Genomic DNA, 11742 nt, shown 5'->3' with positions numbered 1-11742 from the left:
GATGCCGCGGGCGCACCTCGGCCCCCCAGCCGAGGTGCGCCCGCGGCATCCGATCGTGCTCTACCGGTGGGCGCAAAACAGATCCTGCCGGCCCTGCGAACGGCCGAACAGAGCGCCCCCGCACCGGAGCAGGGGTGCTCCCCTGCCGAAAGAGCCAGCGCGACCCTGTTGACCTGCGCGGATTCACCTGGGCCCGTGACCTGGAGATGACAGCCGGCAGGCCTTTTCACAGTTACGCTCATCGGGTGGTTGGCATGAAAGGGGCGGCGGGAACGCATGGTCGCAAGAGGGGTACCGGATGCGGCACCGCCGGCGGTCGTCGTCGCGAGAATCACCGCCAGCGGGCGGCGCTGGGCGCTGGGGTCGGGCCGTCGACTGACGTTCGGCCGCGCCGGCTGCGACATCCCCTTCGGGGCCGACCCGCAGGACCTGTTGGTGTCCCGCCGTGCTGGAACCCTGGCTGAAAGTGAAGGCGCGATCGTCATCGGCAACACCGGTCGGCATCCGCTCCTGTTGTTGACCGCGGACGGGGATACCCATCGCATCCTGTCCCCTGCGACGGCGGTCTCGGCGGGTCTCGCCGAGTTCCAGATCGTGGCAGTCGGTGCGGATGGTCAGCGGCATGAGATCGGCGTTGTGCACTATCGCCGCCAGCCGGTACACCGGGAGCAGGACACGATGCAGCTTTCCGTCCGGCTGACCCAGACCGAACGCCTCCTGTTGGTCGCACTCTGCGAACCCCGCCTGCGCACGGGGGACAACCATGCGCCGTTCGCGACCTACCGGGAAATCGCCCGCCGGGTCAACCGTGACGACAACTACGTTCGTTCCCGTCTGGCCACGGTCCGGAGCAACCTCGCCGGACAGGGGATCCCGGGACTGCTTCGCGATGAGCCTGGTCCCGCTTCGCGGCGGCTGCCGGACTACATCGTCCGGCTCGGCGAATGGGTGCTGGCCGCTGGCCACATCACCGTCGCCGACCTCGATCTGCTCGCCTGACCAGCTGTTCGATCACACCTGATCGAACGCCCGATCCTCGGGCACTGGTGGCCGCCGCAACACTCTGACTACTTAGAGTGTTGTTATGAACACGCTGAGTGTCTGTAGGGTGTGCGTCAGGAGATCGGACAACGGCGGGGGTGATCACTTTGTCCACCATGGTCCGCGACCGGGCGAACTTCGCGCCGACACTGCTCATGCCGGCTGACGGTGCCCTGGTCGTGTCTGCGCCGAACATGATCGGTAGTGTCCGGTTCACGCCGAACCGCGGCTACCGCCGCGCGCCAGACCTGGTGTGACCCGGCTGGTCCGACGAGATGATCACAAGGGCTCCTCGGACCGCCGACACGGGGGCACTCCGCGCCGCTGCGGGGTGCCCCCGTGTCACCAGACCATCCGGCGACGCCGCGCCGCTATTGCCGAGCGCTTAGGCGTGATTGTCAGCTCGCCGGATCGGTGGAATGCGCGTGGAAGCGGCTGCCTGGTCCGCTCCGGTGTCCTCGTCCGCCGGCGTGATGACCTCGGCGGGTACCGGTGTGTTGCGAATCTCCTCGATCTCTTCGGGTGCCTCCACGGACACGCTCGGCAGTAGGCGATCCAGCCAGCGTGGCAGCCACCAGTTCGCCTTCCCGAACAGGTGCATGAGCGCCGGCACGAGCAGGGCGCGGACGACGAAGGCGTCGATCAGTACGGCTACCGCGAGTCCCATGCCGAAAAGCTTGATCACCCGGTCGTCCGCGAGGGTGAAGGAGGCGAAGACCACTGTCATGATGGCGCCTGCGGCTGTGATCACCCGTCCCGTCTCGGCCTGGCCGAGGGAGACCGCGATCCGGTTGTCCCGCCGGACCAGCCACTCCTCGTGCATTCGGCTCACCAGGAACACTTCGTAGTCCATGGACAAGCCGAACAGGATGGCGAACAGCATCACCGGCAGGAACGGCTCTATCGGCCCGCCCTTGACCCCGACGATCCCGGCGAACCATCCCCACTGGAAGATCGCGACGATGACACCGAACGCCGAACCGACCGCCAGCAAGTTCATCACCGATGCGGTCAGCGGGACGAGGACACTGCGGAACACCGCCACGAGCAGGCTGAACGCCAGGGCCACGACCACACCGATGAACAGCGGGAGTTTGCTCGTCAGCACGTCGGAGAAGTCCTGGAAGGTCGCGGTCGTGCCGCCCACCTTGACGTCCAGGGCACTGCCCTCGGTCGCTTGCGGGATGATCGTGCTGCGTAGTCGCTTGAGCAACGCCGCGGTTCGTGCGTCCTGTGGGCTCGTCGTCGGGAACACCGCCACCGTCGCGGCCGCACCGTTGGGGCTCGACCGCGCCGGTGTGACGAACGCGATGCCGGGCACGGTGCGCAGCGCGGTCACGACCGTCTCAAGAGCATGCGTGTCAGCGGGGGAGTGGATCGCGGCGACGAGGGTGAACGGGCCGTTGAAGCCGGGTCCGAATCCGTTGGCGAGAAGATCATATGCGCGTCGGGAGGTCCGCGACGGCGAGCCGTTGCCCTCGTCTCCGCTACCGAGCCGGAGGGCGAAGAACGGCAGCGCAGTGATCAGAATCACGGTGGCGGACACCGCCGCGTACATGGCCGGGCGCCGTTCGATCCGGCGTGCCGAACGCCACCAGAATCCGGACGGATGGGCGGGCTCCGGACCCTTGTGGGTGAGCTGGACGCGCTCGGCCCGACCGAGCACCTTCATCCCGTAGAAGCTGAGCAGCGCCGGCAGCAGGGTCACCGCGGTGGCCATGGTCAGCGAGACGGTGAGGGTCGCGGAGATCGCGACGCCGTAGAGGAACGTCACACCGAGGGCGTACATGCCGAGCAGGGCGATGCACACGGTGAGCCCCGCGAACAGGACGGCCCGACCGGACGTGTTGATCGCGGTGACGGCTGCTTCCTCCGGCGTCTTGCCCGCTCGTAGGCCGATACGGTGCCGGTTGACGATGAACAGGGCGTAGTCGATGCCAACGCCCAGGCCGATCAGGGTCGCCAGCGTCGGTCCGAACTGGGCGATGGACATCACATGTGACACCAGGCCGATGCAGGCCATCCCGACGCCAAGGGCGATGACCGCGGCCACCAGGGGCAGCGTCATCGCAAGCAGGGTCCCGAACGCGATGAACAGGATGACCGCAGCGGCTGCGACGCCGAGGAGTTCGCTCGTGTTCTGCTGGGGCTGTTCCACAATGGACACCGCGGTGCCGGACAGTTCCACCTGGAGCGCCCCGCCATCGGCCGCGCGGGCGGTGTCTATGATCGCCGTGAGCTCGTCGCGGGGGATCTCAACCGCTTGGTCGTCCAGCGCGACGGTGGCGAATGCCGTCGTTCCATCCCTGGTGAACTGTTCCGCGCCCCGCGGTTCGAACGGGCTTGTCACGTCGACGACGTGAGGGAGGTCGGCAAGTCGCTGGAGCATCGCAGCGGCGTCGGCTTCGACCACAGGGTTGTAGAGGGTGCCGGAGCGGGCGTGCAGCACGACGCTGGTGGTCTCGCCGGATGCAGCGGGGAACTCCCGTTTGAGCAGGTCGATAGCCTGCTGCGACTCGGTTCCGGGGAGCGAGAAGTTGTTCTTGTAGTCCGTACCGGCGGCATAGGCCGCCCCGCCGAAGCCGAGCAGGGCGCCAAACCACAAGAATAGGACGATCCAGCGGTGACGGAAGCACCAACGCGCGAGCGATGCCACGGGTTTCCCCCCGGTCTGGGCCGATGGACGGGTCAGGGTCAACGTGTGGCCGGAGAGCGCGCGATCGTGGTGCTTTTCGCGCGCTCGCAGGCCCGGTGGGTCTGGATGCGTGGCCGGAGAGCGCGCGATCGTGGTGTGTTTCGCGCGCTCGCAGGCCCGGGGGTCTGGACGTGCGACCGGCAGCAGGAGCTTCGGGTGGGCGGCGCCCATGCGGCGATCCCCGGCGCGATCGGGCCGGGCAGGTTTGATGAACCTGGTAGCTGCCCGGCCCGCGGCCTCGGTCTCGTCCGCTTGGACCTCCGCTCGCTGATCCGCAGCCCTGTTGCCGGGCGCTCTGAACGATCGGTCGGTCGGGGTAGTTTACCGAACGGTCAGTAGACATGGATCCGGTTGGGGCGAGGGTATAGGTTCTTCGCTACCGACCTCCCGGCGAGAGGGGTGTGGGGCGACGATGTCCGGCCGTGCGCCGCGTGCTAGCGCGGTGGACACGCGCGACCGGATTCTCGCCGTCGCTGTGCAGCTCTTCAACGAGCAAGGCTACGCGGGGACATCGATTCGTGACATTGCGGAGCGGCTCAGTATGACGAAAGCCGCTCTCTACTACCACTTCGCGTCCAAGGACATGATTCTGGACGCAGTAGTGCAGCCGTTCGTAGAGGCGTTCAGTCATGTGAGGGATCTCTCGCGCGTTGATCCGCCGGCTTCGGCGCGGACGATCATCGAGGGCTTGGTCGAGGCGATGGCAGGGCCGGGTGCTGTGCTGTTCGCCTTCGTCAACGATCCGTCGGTGATCCATCGACAGATCGGTAAGGGTGACATCGCATCTCACCAGGATGCGATTGTGACTGCTCTTGCTGGTCCTGATCCCACTCCGTTACGGCTATTGCGGGCGCGATGCGCCGTGGGGTGCGTCCAGGCCGGCATCCTCGGGACCGCGCTGGCACGCCGAGCAGTGGCGCATGCCGCCGGCCCGACCAACGGAACGGGCACAGGGGGGGCGCATCCGGTACCGGCTGGTGACGATGTCAGCGAGCCGCTGGTTCCTGACGACGTCCGGCGGGAGGTCGTTGAAGCCGCTCTCGCCGCGCTCGGATTCTAAGAGTGGCCGGCGGCCGGCGGGCGGCGCTCTGCGACCGGGGCCCGGCGTCGCGGGTAACCTTTCGGTACTGGTGGAGTAACGTCCGGATAGTGTTCCGATCACGTTACGTGCTCGTCCTGGTAGCCTTACCGCTTGTCGGGACAGCCGCATGCCTGACCGCGGCGGGGGGTTCCGACGCGCCCGGCGGACCTGCGGCGACGCGGAAGGTACGGGTCGGCACGGTGACCCTGACCGCGGAGGTCGCGGACACACCGACGCTGCGTGCGCGTGGCCTCATGGGCCGTACGTCACTGCCCGCCGGGACCGGGATGCTCTTCGTCTTCAACGGTGAGTCCTCGGATGGTTTTTACATGTACCGGACGTTGCTGCCACTGTCGATCGCCTTCGTCAGGTCCGGGCGGGTTGTCATGGTTCGTGAGATGACGCCGTGTTCCGAAGTCGACCCACAACGTTGTGAGATCTATCGTGCCGACTCGGCCTACACCGAGGCCGTCGAAGCGCCCGAGGGTACCTTCAGAAACGCCGGCACGCGTCCAGGTGACATGATCGAATTCGACTAGTCACATCAGCGCGGTGTCGTGTCGGCGATGCAAAATCTATGTTCCGATGTGAGAAGACCTACAAATCGACAATCCTATTTTGGGTGAATGCCGACGGGATGCCATGTAGTGCTTGCAGGGTGGATCCGTCGGTGACGTGACGGGTTCGACAAGGCTTTCGGCCTGGTGTCGTCCAGCTGACGATGGACGTTCCGGCCGTGGGGCGATGAAATAGGGCTAGGCCGAACGTGGCCTACCGTTTGTCGCCAGCGCTGTCGACACCCAGGTTCCGAAGGCCTGACCGCGACCGTCTCCCATCCCGGGAGGAGGCGACCACCGCGCGACCGGAGGGTTTTGTTGTGCACACACCGGCCCGTCCCACCGTTCCGGACAGCCGTTTGCACGTTGTCGCCGAGCCGTCCCGTTTCGGGGGCAGTCGGGGGTGGCCGCCCAAGACTGCGATCGTCACCGGCGCCAGCAGCGGCATCGGCCGAGAGGCGGCGCTGCTCCTCGCCGCGATGAACTGTCAGGTCCTGTTGGTCGGTCGTAACGGGGTGGCGCTCGACCAGGTCGCGGCATCGACAGAGGGCCACCGGATCGCCGTGGACCTGTCGGTCCCGGGATCCGAGGCCACCGTGGCCCGCCGTGGTGAGGATCTCCTCGGTGACCTGGACCTGCTGGTGTGTGCGGCCGGTCTCGGTTCCGCGGGTCCTTATGACCAGCTTTCCCACGAAACTCTCGCCGAGTTGGTGGCGATCAACGTGCTGTCGCCGATGGCACTCGTCCGCTCAGTGCTCCCGGCCATGCTTGAGCGCGGGCACGGTCGCATCCTTCTGGTCGGAAGCATTGCCGGCGCGCTTGGTGTCCGTGGTGAGGTTGCGTACTCGGCGACCAAGGCGGCGCTGGTCGGGTTCGCGAACGCGCTGCGTTCCGAGGTTTCCGGTCGGGGTGTTTCGGTTACTTTGTGCTTCCCCGGGGCCGTTGACACGCCTTTTTTCAACCGCCGTGGAGCGCCGTACGTCCGAAAGTGGCCACGTCCCCAGCCGGCCCGCCTCGTCGCTGAGCGCATGCTGTTCGCGACCGGACGCGGGCAGGCCGAAGTGTGGGTTCCACGCTGGTTGTCGCTTGCCGCACGCGTACACGGCGCCGCGCCGCCGCTCTACCGGCGGTTGGCGAGTGTCTTCGGGTAGGCGCATCGCTACCGTAAGAGCGCCCGGCAACAGGGGTGTGGATCAAGGAGCGGGGTTGGGGTGCGTGCATCGCGAGGCGGCGGAGGGAGGCACCCTGGTGTTGGGTGTCGACCGACGACAACGTGGCGAGGTGCGTGTCCCGGCCCCGCGACGCCACGTCCCTATTGCCGGTCGCTCTAAGTTGTCCGGGGCGTGGGTCGGCCCCCCGGCACCGGGACGGACCCCGTTCATCGGCCATGCGACCGGCGGGGGGGTCGCTGGCTGGACGCCTTCGCGGTGGTGGCGACCGACGACAACGCCGCAGGACGCCTTCTGGGCATCGATTCGCGCGATCGAAGATCCATCAGACACGCCCTAAGGCCGGAGGCCCGATGGATCCAGAAAATTGACCGGTTCGAGCGCGCCGCCGGGTTGGTCCGGCGGTTCGCGTCAGGCCCAACCGCTGACGAGGGGGAGGCGCATGACTGCTAGCGACGCAAAGATCGACCCACCGCCAGGCGGGCCGACGGGAACATCCGGTGCGCCGCTGCCGGGGGCGGCCCTGGATTCCTCGCCCCAGGATGTGCTGGGGGCGGCTTCCGCTGAGAACTTCACGGTGTCCCCGCTGATCCTTCCGGCTCGGCAGCGGCAGCATCTGTTCGCCATCTACGGATTCGCCCGGCTCGTCGACGACATCGGAGACGAGGCGACCGGCGACCGGCTCGCTCTGCTCGACACTCTCGAAGTCGATCTTGAGAAGGTCTGGACGGGCATGCCGACTTTCCCGATCAACCAGGCGCTGGTACCGACCGTTCGGGAGTGCGGGCTGGATCCCGAGCCGTTCCACCGGCTCGTTGCGGCCAACCGTCAGGACCAGCTCGTCACTCGGTACGACACCTTCGACGACCTGCTGCGTTATTGCACCCTGTCCGCTGATCCGGTAGGCCGCATGGTGCTGGGAATCTTCGGGGTCGATACGCCCGACCGGGTCGCCCTGTCGGACCGGGTGTGTACGGCGCTCCAGATCGTGGAGCACTGTCAGGACGTGGCCGAGGACTTCGCGGCGGGGCGGATCTACCTGCCCCGCGAAGACCTCGCCGACTTCGGGGTGCGCGAGCAGGATCTGGCGCGTCCCAGCGCGGGGCCCGCGGTACGGGACCTGATGGCTTTTCAGGTCCTGCGCGCGCGCCGCATCCTCGACGAGGGCACCCCGCTGGTCGGGCGGGTGAACGGCCGGCTGCGCTTTGTGCTCGCGGGTTTCGTCGGCGGTGGTCGCGCCGCGTTGGACGCGATCGCGCGAGCCCGTTTCGACGTCCTGCGCGGTACCCCCACCGCGCCGAAGGCGCGCATCGCCCGGTACAGCGCGGCCGTAGCACTCGGGTCGGCTGCACCCTCCGCCCGCCGGGCCGCCCGCGCGGCCCGGTTCGGGCTCCCCCCGCTGGTCACCGGCGGCGGGATCATCGCGAAGCCCAGTGGGCACGGAGGTGGCGAATGACCGTCAACGGGCCATTGTGGTCGCCCACGGTTACCGAGGCGTACGCATCGTGTGAAAGCCTTACCCGGGAGGCCGCGCGTAACTTCTCCTACGGCATCCGGCTGCTCCCGGCAGAGAAGCGGGCAGCTCTTTCCGCGGTCTACGCCTTCGCCCGCCGACTTGACGACATCGGCGACGGTGACCTGCCCCTGGTCGAGAAGGTCGTTCGCCTGGCCGCGGCCCGAGCCGACATCGCGGCCCTCGGCGCGTCCAGCACGGATCCGGTCTTGGTCGCGCTCAGTGACGCGTGCCGGCGCTTCCCCATCCCGGTCGACGCCTTCTGCGAGCTGATCGACGGCGTCGAGATGGACCTGCAGGGGGTGACGTACGAAACTTTTGACGATCTTGTCGGATACTGTCGGCGGGTGGCCGGCACCATCGGGCGGTTGTCGCTGGGAATCTTCGGCACCGAGGCGGCGCACGCGAACTCCGATGCCCCCACGGTCGCCGACGAACTCGGGATCGCCCTGCAGCAGACCAACATTCTGCGAGATGTCCGGGAGGATCTGATTACCGGCCGCATCTACCTGCCGCGGGCCGAACTGGACAAGGCTGGCATCACTCTCGTGCTGGGCCCGGATGGTCAGCTCGGTGGTCCATCGGACGCGCTCGTCGAGTACCTGCGCGGCTGCGCGCAACGCGCCGACGAGTGGTACGGGCGGGGCCTGAAGCTCCTGGGCATGCTCGACCGTCGAAGCGCCGCATGCTGCGGCGCGATGGCCGGAATCTATCTGCGGCTCAACCGCCGGATCAGAACGGACCCGACCCCTGTCCTGGCGGAACGGCTCTCGCTGCCCGGCTGGGAGAAGGTCGTGGTCGCCGCCCGCAGTCTGGCGGGCCGTCCGGAGGTGTCGGTCGTATGAGCGTGTCCGTGACATCCTTGCCCGTCATCGCCGGCCCTGGTCAGGGAGGACACCGGCTGGTCGTGGTCGGCGGCGGCCTCGCCGGCCTGTCGGCGGCGTTGGTGGCAGCTGACGCCGGTGCTGACGTGACCGTGCTGGAGGCACGGCCACGCCTGGGCGGGGCGACGTCCTCATTCGCCCGGGACGGCATGTGGGTCGACACTGGCCAGCACGTCTTCATGCGTTGCTGCACGGCCTACCGGGCGTTCCTGCGTCGGCTCGGGGTCGAGCACCTGACGACGCTGCAGGACCGGCTGGACGTCCCGGTGCTGCTCGCCGGGTCCGGCACGCGCGCCCGGCTGCGGCGCACCCGCATCCCGTGGCCGGCGCCGTTGCATCTGACCCCGGCCCTGCTGGGATACCGGGCGTTCCCGATCGGTCAGCGACTACGGGCGGCGCTCGCGGCCTACCGGCTCGGTCGGCTCGACCCGAACCGACCCGAGGTCGACGGTGCCTCGTTCGGTAGCTGGCTGGCCGGTCAGGGCCAGTCACCGGCAGCCATCGAGGCGCTCTGGGAGCTCTTGACCGTTGCCACCCTCAATGCCCCGGCGGATTCGGCCTCGCTCGGTCTCGCCGCCACGGTTGTGCGCACCGGCCTGCTGGAGCGGGCCGACGCCGGAGACATCGGCTGGGCGGACGTGCCGCTCCAGCGGCTACACGGCGAAGCCGCCGCATCGGAGCTTGCTGACCTCGGGGCGGATGTCCGTACCGGCGTGAAGGTCCGTGAGCTGACGAAAACAGCGACCGGTTGGCGTGTGGTCACCGACAGCGGCTCCATCGAGGCCGATTCGGTGATTCTCGCCGTGCCCCCGCCAGCGGCCGTCGCGCTGCTGCCGGCGGGCGCGGTCGAGGACCAGGAGCGCTTTGGCGAGCTCGGCTCCGCGCCGATCGTCAACGTCCACATGGTCTATGACCGCAAGGTGTTGGAGGGGCCGTTCCTCGCCGTGGTCGGATCCCCGGTCCAGTGGGTCTTCGACCGCACCGCGTCCAGCCGGAGCATCGCGTCGAGCGGGATCACCGCGTCTTCCGCCGTGGCGGGGCCTGACACGGGGTCCGCGGCAGGGTCCGGGCCGGCCGGCCCGCCGGGCCCGGGCCCGGGCACGCAGTATCTGGCGATTTCCCTGTCAGCGGCGGACGAGTGGATCGACCGCCCTGCGAGTGAGATTCGCGGCATCTTCGTCGAGGAGATGCGCCGGCTGCTGCCGGCCGCGCGAGGCGCCGAGGCGATCGAGGTGTTCGTGACCCGCGAACGCACGGCAACGTTCCGCCAGGCGCCGGGCACCCACGCGTTGCGTCCTGGCCCGGCTACGGCGTTGCCGGGACTCGCGCTCGCCGGCGCGTGGACCGATACGGGCTGGCCCGCGACCATGGAGGGCGCCGTCCGCAGCGGCTTGGCCGCTGCGAAGGTGGCGCTGGGCGGCTGGCGGCCGGGTCCGCCTTCGCCCGGCCCGGCCCGCAGGTTGCTACCTGTGGTCGACACGCCGGGGGGTTCCCCAACGCGTACGGGAGGATGCGGATCGTCTTCGGGCAATTCGTGCAAAACCTCACAATCTTCCCGGATGCCTGAGACCAACGTCCCGGACGAGGGACCGTCGTCTTCTAACCCGTCGGGATCATCGACCCCCGGGACGGCGGGTACCCCGGGCGCCCAGCCCGCACTGACCGCCGCCCCGCGACCGACACCGCTTCCGACGCCATCCGAGCAATCAACCTCAACCTCAACATCAACCACGACCACGACCACGCCTTCGGCGGCGTCACCGACAGGGAGATTTCCGGCATGACCACTTTGGTTCCCGATGCGATCGAGCGGGGCCGGACTCTGGCAGTGCCGGCGCTTCGCGCCGCTGTCGACCGGCTGCACCCCCGGCTGCGTCGCGTCGTTGCCTACCACCGCGGCTGGATCGACGCGGAAGGTAACCCGCTCGCAGGCAGCGGCGGAAAACTGCTGCGTCCGGCGCTGGCACTGCTCTCGGCCGAGGCAGCCGGCGCCGCCGTCGAGGTCGGGCTCCCCGGCGCGGTCGCCGTCGAGCTCGTCCACGACTTCTCGCTGCTGCACGACGACCTCATGGACGGCGACACCGAGCGCCGGCACCGACCCACGGCCTGGACGGTGTTCGGCGCGGACGGCGCGATCCTCGCCGGCGACGCCCTGCTGGGGCTGGCCACCCAGGTGCTGCTCGAGGTCGACCGGGATGCTGGTCGCCGTGCCGCGGTGATGCTCGGGGCGGGCGTCCAGGACCTCGTCCGGGGCCAGGCCGAGGACCTGCACTTCGAAACCCGTAACGACATCACCGTCGCGGACACGCTGGCGATGGAGGACGGCAAGACCGGCGCACTGCTGTCCTGCTCGGCCGCCATCGGCGCGGTGCTCGCGGACGGCCCGGCCCGACTCGTCGACGGCCTCGCTGAGTTCGGGTCACGGCTGGGAACCGCCTTCCAGCTGGTGGACGACCTGCTCGGTATCTGGGGTGACCCGGCGGTGACCGGCAAGCCGGTCCTGTCGGACCTGCGCTCGCGCAAGAAGTCGGTCCCGGTCGTGGTGGCGCTGGAGGCCGGCGGCCCCGAAGCCGACGAGCTGCGCGCCTTCCTCGCCTCGACCGGGGAGCCGTCCGAAGCTGACCTGCACCGCGCCGCTGGGCTGGTCGAACGCGCTGGTGGGCGGGAGTGGACCACGGCCGAGGCCGACCGCCAGCTCGAGGCGTGCGCCGATCTGCTGGCGTCATTGGCCCTGCCGTCGCTGGTCGAAGCCGAACTGCTCGCCCTTGCCCGTTTTGTTACCGAACGGGATCGGTGAGTGTG

10 protein-coding genes are annotated in these 11742 nt (G+C 68.7%); 9 read left to right on the top strand and 1 reads right to left on the bottom strand.

The features are described from left to right. The first annotated feature begins 276 nt into the window (after positions 1-276). Complete coding sequence (locus U9978_RS09915; RefSeq protein ID WP_322760782.1) at positions 277-999, top strand: hypothetical protein; 723 nt, start codon at positions 277-279, stop codon at positions 997-999. 149 nt (positions 1000-1148) lie between these two features. Continuing rightward, on the top strand, positions 1149-1298 hold the full coding sequence (locus U9978_RS09910) for a hypothetical protein (protein WP_322760781.1): 150 nt from the start codon (positions 1149-1151) through the stop codon (positions 1296-1298). Between the two features lie 128 nt (positions 1299-1426). Here U9978_RS09910 and U9978_RS09905 read toward each other — a convergent pair whose 3' ends face one another. Then, positions 1427-3697 carry an MMPL family transporter gene (locus U9978_RS09905; RefSeq protein ID WP_322760789.1) on the bottom strand — a complete coding sequence of 757 codons (2271 nt, stop codon included), beginning with the start codon at positions 3695-3697 and terminating at the stop codon, positions 1427-1429. A 481-nt stretch (positions 3698-4178) separates the two neighbouring features. On the opposite strand from U9978_RS09905, the gene U9978_RS09900 reads away from it, so the two are divergent. The 7 genes from U9978_RS09900 (at position 4179) to U9978_RS09870 (ending at position 11737) form a co-directional block, all read left to right on the top strand. Then, a complete protein-coding gene (locus U9978_RS09900; RefSeq protein ID WP_322760780.1) occupies positions 4179-4796 on the top strand; it encodes a helix-turn-helix domain-containing protein in 618 nt (205 codons plus the stop codon). An 89-nt stretch (positions 4797-4885) separates the two neighbouring features. After that, entirely contained in the window at positions 4886-5356 is a 471-nt protein-coding gene (locus U9978_RS09895; protein ID WP_322760779.1) for a DUF192 domain-containing protein, read from the top strand. Between the two features lie 338 nt (positions 5357-5694). Next, entirely contained in the window at positions 5695-6525 is an 831-nt protein-coding gene (locus U9978_RS09890) for an SDR family NAD(P)-dependent oxidoreductase (protein ID WP_416210912.1), read from the top strand. A 460-nt stretch (positions 6526-6985) separates the two neighbouring features. Further along, positions 6986-7999: a squalene synthase HpnC gene (gene hpnC / locus U9978_RS09885; protein ID WP_322760778.1), complete on the top strand. Its 1014-nt coding sequence runs from the start codon at positions 6986-6988 to the stop codon at positions 7997-7999. After that, positions 7996-8901 carry a presqualene diphosphate synthase HpnD gene (gene hpnD, locus U9978_RS09880; RefSeq protein ID WP_322760777.1) on the top strand — a complete coding sequence of 302 codons (906 nt, stop codon included), beginning with the start codon at positions 7996-7998 and terminating at the stop codon, positions 8899-8901. The genes hpnC and hpnD overlap by 4 nt, the downstream gene beginning before the upstream one ends. Further along, positions 8898-10724: a hydroxysqualene dehydroxylase HpnE gene (gene hpnE, locus U9978_RS09875; protein WP_322760776.1), complete on the top strand. Its 1827-nt coding sequence runs from the start codon at positions 8898-8900 to the stop codon at positions 10722-10724. The genes hpnD and hpnE overlap by 4 nt, the downstream gene beginning before the upstream one ends. Continuing rightward, complete coding sequence (locus U9978_RS09870) at positions 10721-11737, top strand: polyprenyl synthetase family protein (protein ID WP_322760775.1); 1017 nt, start codon at positions 10721-10723, stop codon at positions 11735-11737. Before hpnE ends, U9978_RS09870 begins: the two co-directional genes overlap by 4 nt. Positions 11738-11742: the final 5 nt, after the last annotated feature.

This window comes from Protofrankia sp. Cr2 (genome assembly GCF_963555885.1).
GTDB lineage: Bacteria > Actinomycetota > Actinomycetes > Frankiales > Frankiaceae > Protofrankia.
Note: the sequence above shows the minus strand (reverse complement) of the source record. Positions and strands in the feature narration are given on the sequence as shown.